Source organism: Stenotrophomonas sepilia, assembly GCF_003244875.1.
Classification (GTDB): domain Bacteria; phylum Pseudomonadota; class Gammaproteobacteria; order Xanthomonadales; family Xanthomonadaceae; genus Stenotrophomonas; species Stenotrophomonas sepilia.
The window spans coordinates 11,750-28,425 of sequence record NZ_LXXZ01000061.1 but is presented as its reverse complement, the minus strand read 5'-3'; the positions used below and the strand labels follow the sequence as shown (position 1 = coordinate 28,425).

The 16,676-nt window shown below is 67.7% G+C and carries 15 protein-coding genes; 5 read left to right on the top strand and 10 right to left on the bottom strand.

What is annotated here, in order from left to right; genetic code table 11:
• Window positions 1-136: 136 nt before the first annotated feature.
• The 5 genes from A7X97_RS12695 to ahpC form a co-directional block, all read right to left on the bottom strand.
• The gene (locus tag A7X97_RS12695) at window positions 137-1,093 is read right to left on the bottom strand and encodes a transaldolase (protein WP_111008013.1); all 957 of its coding nucleotides are present in this window, start codon (window positions 1,091-1,093) and stop codon (window positions 137-139) included.
• A 50-nt stretch (window positions 1,094-1,143) separates the two neighbouring features.
• Window positions 1,144-1,548, bottom strand: coding sequence for a nucleoside diphosphate kinase regulator (gene rnk, locus A7X97_RS12690; protein WP_049414505.1), 405 nt, complete (start codon window positions 1,546-1,548; stop codon window positions 1,144-1,146).
• Between the two features lie 123 nt (window positions 1,549-1,671).
• Complete coding sequence (locus tag A7X97_RS12685; protein WP_111008012.1) at window positions 1,672-2,634, bottom strand: LysR substrate-binding domain-containing protein; 963 nt, start codon at window positions 2,632-2,634, stop codon at window positions 1,672-1,674.
• Between the two features lie 85 nt (window positions 2,635-2,719).
• On the bottom strand, window positions 2,720-4,312 hold the full coding sequence (gene ahpF / locus A7X97_RS12680; RefSeq protein ID WP_111008011.1) for an alkyl hydroperoxide reductase subunit F: 1,593 nt from the start codon (window positions 4,310-4,312) through the stop codon (window positions 2,720-2,722).
• A gap of 225 nt (window positions 4,313-4,537) precedes the next feature.
• Window positions 4,538-5,101: an alkyl hydroperoxide reductase subunit C gene (gene ahpC, locus A7X97_RS12675; protein WP_005408159.1), complete on the bottom strand. Its 564-nt coding sequence runs from the start codon at window positions 5,099-5,101 to the stop codon at window positions 4,538-4,540.
• A 355-nt stretch (window positions 5,102-5,456) separates the two neighbouring features.
• On the opposite strand from ahpC, the gene prmC reads away from it, so the two are divergent.
• Window positions 5,457-6,314: a peptide chain release factor N(5)-glutamine methyltransferase gene (prmC, locus tag A7X97_RS12670; protein ID WP_111008010.1), complete on the top strand. Its 858-nt coding sequence runs from the start codon at window positions 5,457-5,459 to the stop codon at window positions 6,312-6,314.
• Window positions 6,315-6,362: 48 nt separating this feature from the next.
• Complete coding sequence (pip, locus tag A7X97_RS12665) at window positions 6,363-7,304, top strand: prolyl aminopeptidase (protein WP_088497418.1); 942 nt, start codon at window positions 6,363-6,365, stop codon at window positions 7,302-7,304.
• A 147-nt stretch (window positions 7,305-7,451) separates the two neighbouring features.
• Here pip and A7X97_RS12660 read toward each other — a convergent pair whose 3' ends face one another.
• Complete coding sequence (locus A7X97_RS12660; protein ID WP_111008009.1) at window positions 7,452-8,336, bottom strand: LysR family transcriptional regulator; 885 nt, start codon at window positions 8,334-8,336, stop codon at window positions 7,452-7,454.
• Between the two features lie 105 nt (window positions 8,337-8,441).
• Here A7X97_RS12660 and A7X97_RS12655 point away from each other — a divergent pair, with 105 nt between their 5' ends.
• Window positions 8,442-9,854 carry an MFS transporter gene (locus tag A7X97_RS12655; protein ID WP_072167902.1) on the top strand — a complete coding sequence of 471 codons (1,413 nt, stop codon included), beginning with the start codon at window positions 8,442-8,444 and terminating at the stop codon, window positions 9,852-9,854.
• Window positions 9,855-9,990: 136 nt separating this feature from the next.
• Here A7X97_RS12655 and A7X97_RS12650 read toward each other — a convergent pair whose 3' ends face one another.
• From A7X97_RS12650 to A7X97_RS12635, 4 genes are read right to left on the bottom strand one after another with little or no spacing between them, the layout of a single operon-like run.
• Window positions 9,991-10,788 (bottom strand): N-formylglutamate amidohydrolase, encoded by a 798-nt coding sequence (locus A7X97_RS12650; protein ID WP_111008008.1) that lies wholly within the window; start codon window positions 10,786-10,788, stop codon window positions 9,991-9,993.
• Window positions 10,781-11,335: an NUDIX hydrolase gene (locus A7X97_RS12645; RefSeq protein WP_061480126.1), complete on the bottom strand. Its 555-nt coding sequence runs from the start codon at window positions 11,333-11,335 to the stop codon at window positions 10,781-10,783. The genes A7X97_RS12650 and A7X97_RS12645 overlap by 8 nt, the downstream gene beginning before the upstream one ends.
• A complete protein-coding gene (locus tag A7X97_RS12640; RefSeq protein WP_072167904.1) occupies window positions 11,332-12,267 on the bottom strand; it encodes a 5'-3' exonuclease in 936 nt (311 codons plus the stop codon). The genes A7X97_RS12645 and A7X97_RS12640 overlap by 4 nt, the downstream gene beginning before the upstream one ends.
• Complete coding sequence (locus A7X97_RS12635) at window positions 12,264-12,845, bottom strand: nitroreductase family protein (protein ID WP_061480136.1); 582 nt, start codon at window positions 12,843-12,845, stop codon at window positions 12,264-12,266. Before A7X97_RS12635 ends, A7X97_RS12640 begins: the two co-directional genes overlap by 4 nt.
• A 331-nt stretch (window positions 12,846-13,176) precedes the next feature.
• On the opposite strand from A7X97_RS12635, the gene A7X97_RS12630 reads away from it, so the two are divergent.
• Both A7X97_RS12630 and A7X97_RS12625 read left to right on the top strand, forming a co-directional pair.
• The gene (locus tag A7X97_RS12630; protein WP_111008007.1) at window positions 13,177-15,498 is read left to right on the top strand and encodes a DUF1631 domain-containing protein; all 2,322 of its coding nucleotides are present in this window, start codon (window positions 13,177-13,179) and stop codon (window positions 15,496-15,498) included.
• Between the two features lie 51 nt (window positions 15,499-15,549).
• Window positions 15,550-16,629, top strand: coding sequence for an NAD(P) transhydrogenase subunit alpha (locus A7X97_RS12625; protein ID WP_111008006.1), 1,080 nt, complete (start codon window positions 15,550-15,552; stop codon window positions 16,627-16,629).
• Window positions 16,630-16,676: the final 47 nt, after the last annotated feature.

Sequence of the window (16,676 nt, the reverse complement as noted above, 5' to 3'; positions counted from 1 at the left end):
AGCGCACACGAGCAAGCGGCGGCCAAGCCTCCAGGGATGGATTCACGGCGTCTCCCGCGAACCCAACCCGCCCGACCCAGCACGGCTTTTGCTCTGAGCCCCCCGCCACGAGGGGCTCAGCCGTTGGCCGGAATCCTCACAGTGCCGCGCGGATCCGCTCGCGCAGCGCTTCCAGATCCTTGGCAAACGCATCGATGCCGGTCGCCAGCTTCTCGGTCGCCATCGGATCGGCCGCCAGATCCGCCGCGAACTTCGCCGCATCGATCGGGGTCACCGCCGCGCCATCGGCGGCACCGGCCACCAGCTTGCGCGGCAGCTCGCCGTGGTCGGCGTCCAGCTTTTCCAGCAGGTCCGGCGAAATCGTCAGGCGGTCGCAGCCGGCCAGTGCTTCGATCTGCGCGGTCGAACGGAACGAGGCGCCCATCACCACTGTCGGCGAACCGCGACGCTTGAATTCGGCATAGACGCCGCGCACGAACTTCACGCCCGGGTCTTCATCGATGGTGGCCGGGGCCTGGCCGTTGGCCACGTACCAGTCCAGGATGCGGCCGACGAACGGCGAGATCAGGAACGCCCCGGCTTCGCTGCAGGCCAGCGCCTGGGTCGGGTTGAAGATCAGCGTCAGGTTGCAGTCGATACCCTCGGCCTGCAGGATGCGCGCGGCTTCCACGCCTTCCCAGGTCGCGGCGATCTTGATCAGGATCTTCTCGCGCGGCACGCCGGCATCGGCGTACATCTGGATGAACTGGCGGGCCTTGGCCACGGTGGCAGCGGTGTCGTGAGCCAGGTCGGCATCCACTTCGGTGGACACCCGGCCCGGCACCAGCGTGCTCAGCAGCGCGCCGACGCCGATGGTCAGGCGGTCGGCCACGGCGTGCACCACGGCTTCGTGGTCGCCCGTCTGCTGGCGGCCCCAGGCCAGTTCGCGTTCGATCAGCTCGGCGTAGACCGGCAGGTCCAGCGCCTTCTTCACCAGGGTCGGGTTGGTGGTGCAGTCCACCGGCTGCAGGCGCTTGATCGCCTCGTAGTCACCGGTATCGGCAACAACCACGGACAGTTCGCGCAGCTGGGACAGTTTGGACGGGGTACTCATTACGGCTCCTGGGACAGGGGGATCGAATCGCGCGCGGTGCGCAGCGGTAATCAGGGGCGGTCGTTGTGGACCGCGGTCACGCGCAGGCGCAGCTTGCGGCCGCCGGGCGCGGTCCAGTCGATGCTCTGGCCGATCGAAAGGCCGAGCAGGGCACTGCCGACCGGGGCCAGCACGGAAACCTTGCCTTCATCGACGTTGGCTTCGCGGGGGAAGACCAGGGTCAGGACGTGCTTTTCGCCCGACACTTCATCTTCGCACTCCACGCGCGAATGCATCATGACGATGCCTTCGGGAATCTGGTCCGGTGCCAGCACGGTGGCCCGGTTGAGCTCTTCAGCAAGCGCGAGCGCGGCAGGCGTCTGGCTCAGCGCGGGAGATTCGAGCATGGCGTCCAGGCGGTCCATGTCGAAGGTAGAAACGGTGATCGACGGCGGCAGGCCGCTGGCGGTGTTCATGGTGACGCTCCTTGGTTGAAAGCCATGCAAAAGGCGGCACCTGCTGGCGCCGCCTGTCTGTATTGTGGGGACAAATGCGGCCGGAATCGACTCCTGCCGATTCCGGGCCGGTGCTGCAGGGGTTCAGCCGTTCAGCGCCGGGCCGGGCAGGGCCGGTGCATCGCTGCCGGCATCGAGCGCCTCCAGCGTGAACAGCGCCTGCGGCAGGCGCTTGAACTGGTCGGCCAGGTCCATCAGGAAGTCGTTCATGGCCGAGCTGCGGCGCCAGATCATGGCGATGCGGCGGCTGGGACGGCCTTCGCCGGTGAAGTCGAGCAGGCGGATGTTGTTCGAGCGCGGCACTGGCGGCTGCACCGACAGACTCGGCAGCAGGGTGATGCCGACGTCGGCGGCGACCATCTGCCGCAGCGTTTCCAGGCTGGTGGCGCGGAACTCGGACTTCTCGTTGGCGCCGAACAGGCGGCAGACTTCCAGCGCCTGGTCGCGCAGGCAATGGCCGTCCTCCAGCAGCAGCAGCTTCTGCGTGGCCAGTTCCTGCACGTCCAGGTGCTCGCGACGTGCCAGCGGGTGGCGACCGGAGACGGCCAGCAGGAACGGTTCCTCGAACAGGAACTCGGCATGCAGCTGTTCGTCGATCACCGGCAGCGCCAGCAATGCAGCGTCGAGCTTGCCTTCGCGCAGGCGGTCCAGCAGCACATCGCTCTTTTCCTCGACCAGCAGCAGTTCCAGCTCCGGGAAGCGCTCGCGGATGCGCGGGATCACATGCGGCAGCAGGTACGGGCCGAGGGTCGGGAAGATCCCCAGGCGCACCGTACCGGCTTCCGGATCGCGGCTGCGTCGCGCCGCTTCCTTCAGCTGTTCCACTTCGGACACGATCACCCGCGCCCGTGCTGCTGCTTCCTGGCCCGCCGGGGTCAGCATCACCTTGCGCGGTGCGCGTTCCACCAGCGGCAGGCCGAGCTCTTCCTCCAGCTTGCGGATCTGCGTGGACAACGTCGGCTGGCTGACAAAGCAGGACGCGGCAGCCCGACCGAAATGCTTGTGGTCGGCCAGGGCTACCAGGTACTTCAGATCACGTAGGTTCATCCTTACACCCCAGGGGTAACGGACCGGCTGACGGCGTGGTTACCCGACAGGCAGACAATGTTCCCGGTGATCTGGGAACGGTGGATCAGGCCGCTTCAGCGACGGCACCGCTGCTGTTGCTCACCGACGAGCGGATCAGGTGGTCGAACGCACTCAGTGCGGCGGTCGAGCCGGCGCCCATGGCGATGATGATCTGCTTGTAGGGCACCGTCGTGCAATCGCCAGCAGCAAACACACCCGGCAGGTTGGTCTGGCCGCGGTCGTCGATGACGATCTCGCCGCGCGGCGACAGCGCCACCACATCCTTCAGCCACTCGGTGTTGGGCAGCAGGCCGATCTGCACGAAGATGCCTTCCAGCTCGACGCGGTGGGCATCGCCGCCGATGCGGTCCGTGTAGACCAGGCCGGTGACCTTGCTGCCGTCGCCGAGCACTTCGGTGGTCTGTGCGCTGGTCAGCACGGTGACGTTGCCCAGGCTGCGCAGCTTCTTCTGCAGCACTTCGTCGGCACGCAGGCTGGAATCGAACTCCAGCAGGGTTACATGCGACACGATGCCGGCCAGGTCGATGGCCGCTTCCACACCGGAGTTGCCGCCGCCGATCACCGCCACGCGCTTGCCCTTGAACAGTGGACCATCGCAGTGCGGGCAGTAGGCCACGCCCTTGTTGCGGTACTGGTCCTCGCCCGGCACGTTCATCTGCCGCCAGCGCGCGCCGGTGGACAGGATCACCGAACGCGACTTCAGCACCGCGCCGTTCTCCAGCTGCACCTGCACCAGGCCGTCTTCGCCGGCCGGCACCAGCGCACTGGCGCGCTGCAGGTTCATGATGTCCACCTCGTACTCGCGCACGTGCTGCTCCAGCGCCGTGGCCAGCTTCGGGCCTTCGGTCTCCTTCACCGAGATGAAGTTCTCGATGGCCATCGTGTCCAGCACCTGGCCACCGAAACGCTCGGCGGCGATGCCGGTACGGATGCCCTTGCGCGCGGCGTAGATCGCCGCTGCAGCACCGGCCGGGCCACCGCCCACCACCAGCACGTCGAAGGCGTCCTTGGCGGCGATCTTCTCGGCATCGCGCTTGCTGGCATTGGTGTCCAGCTTGGCCACGATCTGCTCCAGGGTCATGCGGCCCTGGTCGAACACTTCACCGTTGAGGTACACGGTCGGCACCGACATGATCTCGCGCTTCTCGACTTCGTCCTGGAACAGGGCGCCATCGATGGCCACGTGCTGGATGCGCGGGTTGAGCACCGCGGCCAGGTTCAGCGCCTGCACCACGTCCGGGCAGTTCTGGCAGGACAGCGAGAAGTAGGTTTCGAACCTGTACTCGCCTTCCAGGTTCTGCACCTGCTCGATCAGCTCGGCGGTGGCCTTGGAGGGGTGGCCGCCGACCTGCAGCAGGGCGAGCACCAGCGAGGTGAACTCGTGGCCCATCGGCAGGCCGGCGAAGGTCAGGTGGATGTCCTGGCCCGGCGTGCCCAGGTCGAAGGACGGCACGCGGCCCTGGCCATCGCGCAGGACCTGCAGCGTGATCTTGTCCGACAGGCTTTCCAGGGTCTGCAGCAGTTCCAGCATTTCCTGCGACTTGGCGCCGTCGTCGGCGTGCGCGGTGATCTGGATCGGGCGGGTCACGCGCTCCAGATAGGTCTTCAGCTGCGACTGCAGGTTGGCGTCCAACATCGGGTCATCTCCTGGCTTCAGGCAAACAGGGGGCGTGGCACCGCTGTAGAAGGTAGCGGACCAGCAGGGGGTAGGGGTGAACCCAAGACAGCGACCGTGGAAGGGGCTGGCTGGCCAAAGCTGGCGCGCGTTGGCTGTCTTGGGTTCACCCCCACGCCGGCGGGGGGACCGGCACGGGGATGAAGGGCGCGCCGTGGCGTGGGGCCACGGCAGGCCGGTACTGCCTTAGATCTTGCCGACCAGGTCCAGCGACGGGGTCAGGGTCTTCTCGCCTTCCTTCCACTTGGCCGGGCAGACCTGGTTCGGGTTGGCGGCGGTGAACTGGGCAGCCTTCAGCTTGCGCAGGGTCTCGGACACGTCACGGGCGATCTCGTTGGAGTGGATCTCCAGGGTCTTGATCACGCCTTCCGGGTTGATGATGAAGGTGCCGCGCAGGGCCAGGCCTTCTTCCGGAATGTGCACGCCGAAGGCGTTGGTCAGCTGGTGGGTCGGGTCGCCGACCAGCGGGAACTGGGCCTTGCCGACGGCCGGCGAGGTTTCGTGCCACACCTTGTGCGAGAAGTGGGTGTCGGTGGTGACGATGTAGACCTCGGCGCCGGCCTTCTTGAACTCGGCGTAGTGGTCAGCGGCGTCTTCGATCTCGGTCGGGCAGTTGAAGGTGAAGGCGGCCGGCATGAAGATCAGGACGGACCACTGGCCCTTCAGGCTGGCGTCGGAAACCTTGATGAACTCGCCGTTGTGGTAGGCGTTGGCTTCGAACGGCTGGATCTGGGTATTGATGAGGGACATCATTTTTCCTCTGGTGAAGGGGAGTGGGTGAATCGACAGGAGCTAGGTTACCCATTCGCTCGCGATAAGAACAATCCATTGATTGCATCTATTTGATAGATGGAGTCTATCAAATTGCCATGAGTAGGCACTGAATCGTGCCGCTCCCATCCTGCAACTGCTTGTGTGGCAAGGAAAATCGCCCGGGATGTGAGAAGAGGGCTGATAGCCCCTCCTTATACCCTCTGGCGAAACCTGAACGGATTCCAGCTTTTTTGTAGCGTCGAGCCATGCTCGACGGTGGATCTGTAGAGCCGAGCCGATGCTCGGCTGTTCCAGCAGCAGCCGAGCATCGGCTCGGCTCTACAATTGAGACATGTCTTTCCAACCCGAACCCACTCTGCGTCAGGTCGTAGCCGACGCCAGTGCCCGCTTGGGCGGTGTCGACGCCCGCCACGAAGCCGAACTTCTGCTGCTGCATGTACTGGACCGCCCGCGCAGCTGGCTGTTCGCCCATGCCACCGATCCGCTGGCCGCCAATGACCAGGCCGCCTTCGAAGCCTTGCTGGCTCGCCGTGTGGCCGGTGAGCCGGTTGCCTACCTGACCGGGCGCCGCGGTTTCTGGACGCTGGACCTGGAGGTCGACCCGGCCACGCTGATCCCGCGCCCGGAAACCGAGCTGCTGGTCGAGTTGGCGCTGGAGCGACTGCCGCCGGACCAGGCGTTGCAGCTGGCCGACCTCGGTACCGGCAGCGGTGCGATCGCACTGGCACTGGCCAGCGAACGGCCCCGGGCACAGGTGCTGGCCACCGATGCCAGCCCGGGCGCGCTGGCCGTGGCCGCGCGCAATGCCGCCCGCCATGAACTGGACAACGTCCGTTTCGCCGAGGGCGGGCACGACTGGTATGCGCCGCTGCAGGGCGTGCGCTTCGACCTGATCGCCAGCAATCCGCCGTACATCGCCAGCAACGACCCGCACCTGGAACAGGGCGACCTGCGCTTCGAACCGTCTACCGCGCTGGCCTCGGGCATGGACGGCCTGGATGACATCCGCCGCATCGTCGAGGGTGGCCAGGCCCACCTGCGGCCCGGCGGTTGGTTGCTGATCGAGCACGGTTGGGACCAGGGCGCCGCGATCCGGGCACTGTTCGAGGCGACGGGATTTGCCGAGGTGCAGACCGTGCAGGACCTGGAGCAGCGCGACCGCATCACCCTGGGCCGGCGTCCGGCCTAGAATGGAGGTTCTCCTGCCCCGGCAGGGCATCACCCTGGAGCTGCAAGCATGCGTACGCTGTACCCCGCCATCACCCCCTACGACGTCGGCACCCTGAAGGTCGACGACCGCCACACGCTGTACTTCGAACAGTGCGGCAACCCGGAAGGCAAGCCGGTGGTGATGCTGCATGGTGGCCCGGGTGGCGGCTGCAGCGACAAGATGCGCCAGTTCCACGACCCATCCAAGTACCGCATCATCCTGTTCGACCAGCGCGGTGCTGGCCGTTCCACCCCGCACGCGGATCTGGTGGACAACACCACCTGGGACCTCGTCGCCGATATCGAGAAGCTGCGCGAGCACCTGAAGGTCGATCGCTGGCAGGTGTTCGGTGGCAGCTGGGGCTCGACCCTGGCCCTGGCCTATGCCGAAACCCACCCGCAGCGCGTGACCGAACTGGTCCTGCGCGGCATCTTCATGCTGCGTCGCTGGGAGCTGGAATGGTTCTACCAGGAAGGCGCCAACCGCCTGTTCCCGGATGCGTGGGAGCACTACCTCAAGCCGATCCCGTCGGTGGAGCGTCATGACCTGATCTCGGCCTTCCACCGCCGCCTGACCAGCGACGACGAAACCACCCGCCTGGAAGCGGCCAAGGCGTGGGCGGTGTGGGAAGGCGCGACCAGCTTCCTGCATGTGGATGATGACTTCATCAACAGCCACGAAGACCCGCATTTCGCGCTGGCGTTTGCCCGCATCGAGAACCACTACTTCGTCAACGGCGGCTTCTTCGAAGTGGAAGACCAGCTGCTGCGCGACGCGCACCGCATCGCCGACATCCCGGGCGTGATCGTGCACGGCCGCTACGACGTCGTCTGCCCGCTGGCCAATGCCTGGGATCTGACCAAGGTGTGGCCGAAGGCGAAGCTGGAAATCACCCCGGCCTCGGGCCACTCGGCGTTCGAGGCCGAGAACGTGGACGCGCTGGTGCGCGCCACCGATAGCTTCGCCTGACCGGTAGTGCCGGCCGCTGGCCGGCAACGCCGCACCGGTAGCGCCGGGCATGGCCCGACGCTGCCAACCCCATCCACGCATGGCGTGGATCTACCGCAGTCCACACGTGAAACGTCTGGATTTGCAGGCGCCGGCCAGCGGCCGGCGCTACCAGTCCCCAGCCAGCAACGCGTCGGCCAGTACCTGCAGTTTCGGCGAATGCTGGCGCGACGGCGGGTAGATCAGTGACAGCGCGCGGCTGCGGCCTTCAAACGGCTGCAGCACGCGCAGCAGGCGGCCGTCGGCCAAGGCGTCGGCCACCGCGAAATCCATCACCTGCACGATGCCGATGCCGGCGATCGCCGCTTCCACCAGCGGATCGCCGCTGTCGAACACCATCCGCGCCGGTGGCGTGAAGTCGTGAAGCTGGCCGTCCTGCAGGAACTGCCAGTCCACCAGCCGGCCACTGCGCAGGTTGCGCACCGCCAGGCAGGCATGATCCCGCAAGGCGGCCACATCGTCGGGCGCGCCACAGCGGTCGAGGTAGTCCGGGCTGGCCACCGTCACCCAGCGCAGCGGCCGCAGTGGCCGCGCGACGATGCGCTGGTCGGCAATGACGCCGGTGCGCAGCGCGGCATCGAAGCCTTCCTCGACCAGATCGACCAGGCGGTCGTTGAGCACGGCTTCCACCTGCAGTTGTGGGTGCTGCTGCAGCATCGGCCCCAGCAGCGGTACCAGCACCTTGCGCCCGAACATCGAGGGCGCACTGATCTTCAGGGTGCCCGAGGGCGTGCACGGACGGTCGGCCAACTGGCGTTCGGCGTCTTCGAGACCGCACAGCAGGGGCGCGACCTGATCGACGAACTGGCGACCATCCGGGGTCAGTGCCACGTTGCGGGTGTTTCGCTGCAGCAGCTTCACCCCCAGCGTGGCCTCCAGCCGACTGATCGCGCGCGACAGGCCTGACTGGCTCAGGCCCAGCTGCCCGGCGGCGACGGTGAAACTGCGTGCTTCGGCCACCTGCACCAGCATGCGCACGGCATTGAGGTCCATCGAGGTTCCATTCATGCTGAAAATCATGACAGATATGGCCGGAAAGGGGTTTATTGATAGCTCTGCATCAATGAGACTGCGCTCCCCCACAGCACCGGACCGTCGATGCCTCCCCTCAAGTACCCGCGCTGGGCGCTGGCCCTGCTGGCCACCGCCCAGCTGATCATCGCCCTGGACGCCACCATCATCTTCGTCGCCCTGCATGACATGGGGCGCGCGCTGGAGATCAACGCACAGCAGCTGCAATGGGTGGTCAGTGCCTACACCGTGGCCTTTGGCGGCAGCCTGCTGCTGGGGGGCCGTGCCGCCGACCTGATCGGCCGTCGCCGCTTCTACCGGCTGGGCATGCTGCTGTTCGCACTGGCGTCGCTGCTCGGCGCGCTGGCGCCGAACGCCACCCTGCTGATCATCGCGCGTGCGGCGCAGGGCATCGGCGCGGCATTGCTGTTCCCGGCCACGCTGGCGCTGATCAACACGTTGTATGCGGAAGGTCCGGTGCGCAACCGTGCACTTGCGATCTGGAGCATGGCCAGCGCGGTGGGCCTGGCGCTGGGCACGCTGCTCGGTGGCGTGCTGACCCAGGCGTTCGGCTGGCCGGCGGTGCTGGCGGTGATCGTGCCGCTGGCCACCACCTGCGCGGTGGCTGCGGGTGCGTGGTTGCCGGCCGATGGCCCGCGTGCGCAGGGCCGCTCGTTCGATCTGGCCGGCTGCATCACCGTCACTGCCGGCGGCAGCCTGCTGGTCACTACCCTCGTGCAAGGGCCGGAGTGGGGCTGGACTGCGCCGGCCACGCTGGGCTGCCTGCTGCTGTCGGTGCTGCTGCTGGTGGCGTTCGTGCAGATCGAACAGCGCAGCCGCGATCCGCTGATGCAGTTCGCGTTGCTGCGGCTGCCCGGACTGCGCGCGGCACTGGGCCTGACCTTCGCCTTCATGAGCAGCTATGGGGTGCAGTACTACTTCATGGCGCTGTACTTCCAGGACGGCTACGGCTGGAGCCCGCTGCAGGCCGGCCTGGCGTTCCTGCCCGCCACTGCGGTGTGCACGGTCGGCATCCAGCTGGCCGAGTGGACGCTGCAGCGCTGGAGCGCGCGCAAGGTGCTGGTGATCGGGCAGCTGGCCGGCGCCATCGGTATCGCCTGGGTGGCCGCGACGCTGCCGCACGGCGCGAACTTCTGGCCGCTGCTGCCGGGCGTGGTAGTGCTGAGCATCGGCCAGGGCATGACCTGGACCTCGATGTGGATCGTGGCCGGGCAGGGCGTGCCGTCCGCACAGCAGGGTGTTGCATCTGGCATGGCGGCGACCGCGCAGCAGATCGGTGGTGCGCTGGGCCTGGCCGTGCTGGTGATGGTGGCCAATGCCGATGCCGGTACAGCCGGTTCGCCGAGTGCACTGGCCGGGCTGGTGCGCGCCGAATACGGTGCCGCCTTGTTTTCACTGTTCGGCGTGGTGATCGCGCTGGGCCTGCGCCCGGCACCGGCCGAATCGGCCGCCACCGTCTGCCCGGCCAACGAGGCATGATTGAAGGGGTTGCCGTGGGGGGATGTGCCGCGCCTGTGGTAGTGCCGGCCGCTGGCCGGCAATCTCGGGGTGGTTGGATCACTGAGGTTGCCGGCCAGCGGCCGGCACTACCGATACGGGATGGAACCACGCGCGTTCAACCCAGCGCCAGCAACTCCGGTTGCAGCGCGCCGAAGATCCGTGCCAACCGCTCGGCCCACGCCTGCTGCCCTGCCATATCGGCAATGAGGTCCTGGCGGATCTCCAGTTCCACGTGCACCAGCCCGCGGCCTTCGCCATGCACCGGCACCGCGTAGTCGCTGGTACTGCTGACCGAATACGGTTCGTTGTCCCCCACCACCAGGTCGCCTTCTTCGCGCAATGCCTGCAGCAGGGCATGGGCAAAACGCATGTCCTGGTGGTACAGCACGCCGGCGTGCCAGGGCCGCTGCGTGCCGTTCATCACGGGGGTGAAGCTGTGCATCATCACCAGCAGGGTGGGCTGGCCGGCATCACGGCGCGCATCAAGCTCGGTCTCGATGCGTGCATGGTACGGCGCGTGGATCGCATCGATGCGCTGCTGGCGCTGCGCCGCCGACAGCCCGGCATTGCCCGGCACCACGGTGTGGTCGCTCACCTCCGGAATCAGCGTCGGTGAGGCCAGTGGGCGGTTGCAGTCGATCAGCAGCCGCGAGTACGTCTGTTCGATCGCCCAGGCATCGAGCCGTTCGGCCAGTGCACGGGTGGTGCCGGCGATGCCGATGTCCCAGCCGATATGGCGGTCCAGCTCGGCCTGGGGCAGGCCGAGCCCGGTCAGCGCACGCGGCACCTGCTGGCCGGCGTGGTCGGCAAGCAGGAGGTAGGGCGAGACGCCCTGCGTCCGGTGGATCGTGTAGATCGCCGGGTCGTCGGCGCCGAGCAACGCAGGCAGCCTGTGCAGGTCAGCGTCAGCCACGCGGGCGCCCGTCCAGGTGGTGCTCGATCATCCACAGCCCGGCCCAGAGCTTGGCGTCCAGCTCGTAGCCTTCGCCCATCTTCTGCACCAGCCACGCTGCAGCCTCATTGCGTGGAATCTCGTGCACGGTGATGTCCTCGCTGTCATCACCGCCCCCTTCGCCGATGCGGCGCAGGCCGGTGGCGCGCACGAAGGCGATCTTCTCGCTGCTGGCGCCGGAAGACGTCGGGCCGATCATCAGCACTTCGGCGTGATCGGCGGTCCAACCTGTTTCTTCTTCCAGTTCACGCACCGCCGAGACTTCGATCGATTCGCCGGCGTGGATGTCGCCGACCAGGCCGGCCGGCATTTCGATGGTGGGCGCCTGCAGCGGTACACGGAACTGTTCGACGAACAGCACCTTGTCCTCCGGGGTGACGGCGATGATGATCGCGGCCAAGCCACCGGCATGGGTGCGTTCGCTGTATTCCCAGGTACCGCGCACCAGCATGCGCTGGTACTTGCCTTCGTAGACGACGCGCGGGGCTTCGGTATTGCGCTGGCTCATGCGGGCTCGCTGTGGGAGGGAAGAGGATCGGCCACGCCGGCGGCGTCGAACAGCCGGCGGCGGGTCATCGGGCCGAAGCGCAGGGTCTGGCACAGGCCACCGAGCAGCTCTGGATCGGCCGATTGGCGCAGCAGTCCGGGCTGGCTGCCCTCCAACGGCGCGTCCAGCGCGATGGTGGTCAGCTGGCGCCAGAGCTGGGCGTGCTCGCGCTGCTCGCGCAGCCGCACTGCCATCTGTGCAGCGCCACGCAGGCGCAGGAACGGCACTTCGTCCAGTCGTTCGAACAGCGCATCCATGCTGCCGAAATGGGCCAGCAGCACGGCGGCCGATTTGCTGCCGAGGCCACTGACACCGGGAATGTTGTCCACCGCATCGCCACACAGCGCCAGGTAGTCGGCGATCTGGTGCGCGTGCACGCCGTGCCGCGCCTTCACCCCGGCCACGTTCCAGCGCTGGTTGCGGGCGTAGTCCCACTGCTCGTCATGGTCGACCAGCAGCTGCGACAGGTCCTTGTCGGCGGAGATGATCACCCCGCGATGGCTGCCCCGGTGTACGTGCAGGGCGCTGCCGATCAGGTCGTCGGCCTCGTAGTCGTGGTGGGCCAGGACCGCAAGGCCCAGCGCCGCGCACAGCGCCTTGCAGTGCACGAACTGGCGCTTGAGCGCCTCCGGTGCCGGCTCGCGGTTGGCCTTGTAGGCCGGATACAGCCGGTGGCGGAAACCGCTGTCGAGCGCTTCGTCGAAGGCGATGGCGATGTGCCGCGGGCGCTCGCGCTCGAGCAGGTCCAGCAGGAAGCGGGCGAAGCCGTGCACCGCATTGGTGGGCCAGCCCTGTGCGTCCTGGAACTGGTCTGGCAGTGAATGCCAGGCACGGAACACGTAGATGCTGGCATCAACCAGGTACAGCGACGGCGGGGCGGCCGGCAGGGTCATGCCGGGGGCGTCCAGTCGCGCAGCAGGGCCGCCGGGTCGGGGCGCTCGCGCTCGGGTACGTCGGCCTTGGGCGTACCGATGTGGATGAAGCCGGCGATGCGTTCGCCGTCGACCAGGCCCAGGTGGGCCTGCACGGCTGGATCGAAGGCCATCCAGGCGGTCAGCCACTGTGCGCCGAAACCCAGCGCCTGCGCGGCCTGCAGCAGGGCGAAACAGACGCAGCCGGCGGTCATCAGCTGTTCCTGTTCGGGCACCTTCGGGTCCGGCCGCGGGCTGGCCACCACCACGATCACCAGCGGTGCGTGGCTGAAACGCTGGCGGTCCTTCTCGAACACGGCCTCGCCCGCATGTGGGTCGCGCTGGCGGCTGCGTTCAGCCAGGAACTCGCCCAGAGTGTGACGTGCATCGCCTGCGATTTTCAGGAAGCGGAACGGCACGCGCTTGCCGTGGTCGGGCACGCGCACCGCCGAGGCCAGCATCCGCTGCAGGGTGGCCGGGTCCGGCCCGGGCTCGCCCAGTTGCCGCGAGGGCACCGAGCGGCGGGCATCCAGGGCGAGCAGGGCAGCAGGATCGGGCATGGAGTCTGAACCGGTCATCACGGGCGTTTGATTATAGTCGGGGTGGTCAATGACGCCGTTTGTGTCGCGTCCGGCCCTTGAATACCAAACTGTGATGAACATCATGCCACTGGCGGGAAACGGACAGCCGCTTCCCCTCGCCTCGTGGGCCTTGCACGGCTTACGATATCTGTCTTGCCGGGCCGCCGGTCATGAGGTTTGAAGTGAGGACTGTTTCACTGTCCGTGACGGGCTGGCCGGCCTACCATCGACGTTCCGGTACATGGGGTGTGCCGGAAGCCGCGATGTCCATGCTGTCTGTCGTACCAGAGAAGGTGGGGAGCCTTCCCGAATGATGAGCGTGCCCACACCGATGGGATCGCCGGGCCGTGACCCGGCCCAGCTCCAGCGTGCCCGGGACATGGTCCTGCCCGCGCTGTGCCAGGCCTTCGGGGCGGCACTGGCGCGTTTCGACGATGCCCTGTTCGACCGCGCCGGCAATGCCGGCTCGTCGCAGTTGCTGTTCCTGGACGCGATGCGCGAACTGCGCCGGCGCCGTGAGGACATCGCGGCCGCTTTCGCAGGCCACCTGCAGCAGGCCTGGGCCGCATTGGAGGCTGGTGAGCCGCTGTCAGCCGAGGCGACCCTGTCCGGGCCGGCCGAGGATGGGCTCAGCCTGCTGGCCGAGCATGTGCTGGAATCCCGGTTGGCGGTGCGCAATTTCGCCACTGTGTTGCTGCGTGACTTCAAGCCGGTGCTGGCGCGGCTGGATCGCCGCCTGGGCCGGTTGATCGGCGGCGCGGAACTGGACGCCGACCACAATCCGATCAGCCCCGAACACCTGGGCGTGGCCATCCACGAGGCCTTTGCCGGCTGTGAACTGGCCCCGGAAGTGCATCTGGTGCTGATCAAGCTGTGCGAGCGCGACCTGCGTGCACCAGTCGGTCGCATCTACGAGAAGCTGGACGAGCAGCTGGCCGCAGCCGGCGTGATGTCGCAGATGGGGGCTCCGCAGCGCCCACAACCGCCGGCACCGGATCCGCGCATGGCCGGGATGCTGGATGACCTGGTCGAGCATCGCCACGGCGTGGGCGTCGATCCGGGGTTCAGCGATGACGAGCAGGCCGCACCGGCCTGGGCGCAGCGCTTCGCCGCCCGCTGGTCCGAGCGCCGCGGGCATATGCAGCAGCACCTGGGCGGCGATGACGGCGCCACCGGCGAGGCCTACGCTGGCCAGCACGGCATGCTGCTGGAAGCGCTGCACGAACTGCTGCAGCAGACCCGCCACGTGCGTGAGGATGCCACGTCTGCGGCGCAGGTGGCGGTTGGCCAGCAGCGCCCGCTCAGCCAGCGCGAAATGATGTCGGTGCTGTCGCTGCTGCAGGCCACGCCCAGCGCCACCCTGCGCGCGGCCATCGGCGAGGACGGCGAATCGCTGGCCCAGCGCCTGAAGAGCGAAGTGCTGTCCAGCGCCACCCAGCTTGGCGTCGATCCGGGCCAGACCCGGCTGGACCCGCAGGATGAGGACGCCATCGACCTGGTCGGCATGCTGTTCGACGTGATGCTGGACGAGCGCGAACTGGAAGGCCGCTCGCGCGAACTGATCGGCCGCCTGGTGGTGCCTTTCGTCAAGGTCGCCATGCTCGACCGCCGCATGTTCGTGCAGAAGACCCACCCGGCGCGCAAGCTGCTCAACTCGCTGGCCGAGGCCTGCGAGGGCAACACCGGCGAGAGCCAGGCCGAGCGCATGCTGATGGCCAAGGTCGAAGAGATCATCGAGCGCCTGGTGGCCGAGTTCAACGAGAACCTGGCGATCTTCCTGACCCTGGAAGAGGAATTCCGCGAGTTCCTGGTGCAGCATCGTCGCCGGGTGGAAATCGCCGAGCGCCGTGCCGCAGAAACGCAGCGCGGCCAGGAAAAGCTGGAGATGGCCCGCAGCCGGGCCGGTGCGGAACTGGACCGCCGCATCGGTGACGCCACGCTGCCGCCGGCCATTGCCGAGTTCCTGCGCCAGCCGTGGCAGCATCATCTGACCCTGGCGCTGCTGCGCGAGGGAGAAGAAGGCGCGTCGGTGGCCGAGGCATTGAGCCTTGGCGATGGCCTGCTTGAGGAAGTGGCCGAGGCCCGCCGCCAGATCGTCGGCAAGCCGTGGCTGCAGGCCTGGCAGCCGATGCTGGCCAAGGTGTTTGCCAGCGTCGGCGTGCACGGCGATGCGGCCACCGCCGCCATTGATGCCCTGCATGACACCCTGCAGGGCATCGCCGAATCGCGGCCGGAACTGCAGCGTGCGCTGCCGGAGCTGCCGCAGGTTGCCTTGCCGGCGCCGCCAGTGGCTGAATCGCCGGCGGTTGAGCTTGGCGGGCAGATTGACGCCGACGATTTCGACAACGCCGATGCCGACCGCTTCCGCCGCATGGAAATCGGCAACTGGCTGGACTTCATCGACAAGGATGGCAAGGTGCAGGCGGGCAAGCTGTCCTGGGTCAGCCCGATTTCCTCGCGCCTGCTGTTCGTCAACCGTCGCGGCGTGCGCTTCTGCGTGGCCTCGCCTGAAGAGCTGGCGGTGATGATGCGGCTGGGCCGCCTGCGTGCCCACGTTGATGATGGCGCCTTCGACAGCGCCATGCAGGGCGTGATCGATCGCCTCGACCCGGGCAGCGCCACGCTGCACTGAGCGGGTGCCGCCTGCTAGGATCGGGAAACTCACCGATCAGCGGGGATCTGCATGGCCGTGGCGTTGCTGGGGATCAAGGAGACCGCGCCGGGCGAACGGCGCGTGGCACTGACGCCGGAGACCGCGCGCAGGCTCGGGGCCTTGGGCATTGCCGTCTGGTATGAGGCGGGCGCGGGTTTGGCCGCTGGTTTCACCGACGCCGCCTATGACGATGCCGGTGCACGCGTCTTCGACGCGGGCCGCTGGGCCGAGATCGATATCCTGCTGTGCGTGCAGGCCCCCCCTGCGGCGGTGCTGGAACAGCTCAAGCCCGGCGCCAGCGTGGTCGGCCTGCTGGCCCCGGCCAGCGATCCGGCGCTGGCCGCGCTGGCGGCCGATGGTCGCCTGCAGCTGTTCGCGCTGCAGCAGCTGCCGCGCACCACCCGTGCGCAGGCGATGGATGTACTCAGTTCGCAGGCCGGCATGGCCGGCTACAAGGCGGCGCTGATCGCCGCCGAACGCGCGCCGCGCTTCTTCCCGATGCTGACCACTGCTGCCGGCACCGTGCGGCCGGCCAAGGTGCTGGTGATCGGTGCCGGCGTGGCGGGCCTGCAGGCCATCGCCACCGCGCGCCGCCTCGGTGCACAGGTGGAAGGCTTCGACGTGCGCCCGGAAACCCGCGAGCAGATCCAGTCACTGGGCGCACGCTTCCTCGACCTCGGGGTCAGCGCGGCGGGCGAGGGAGGCTATGCGCGGGCGCTGACCGATGACGAGCGCGCCGAGCAGCAGCGTCGGCTGGCCGACCACCTGCGCAGTGTGGACGTGGTGATCTGCACGGCTGCGGTACCGGGCCGCCCGGCACCGACCATCGTGACCGCCGCGATGGTGGAAGGCATGGCCACCGGCAGCGTCATTGTTGATCTGGCGGCGGAAAGTGGCGGCAACTGCGCACTGACCCTGCCGGGGCAGTGCATCGAACACCAGGGCGTGACCATCGACGGTCCGCTGGGCCTGGCCAGCCGCGGCGCGACCCAGGCCAGCGAGATGTATGCGCGCAACCTGCTCAACTTCGTTGCGCTGTTTGTGCGCGAAGGCCAGCTCGGGTTCGACTGGGACGACGAGCTGCTGGCGAAGACGCGCTGGCAGGGGTGAACCTCATTGCCTCCTGTAGAGCCGAGCCCATGCTCGGCTTGCGCAGG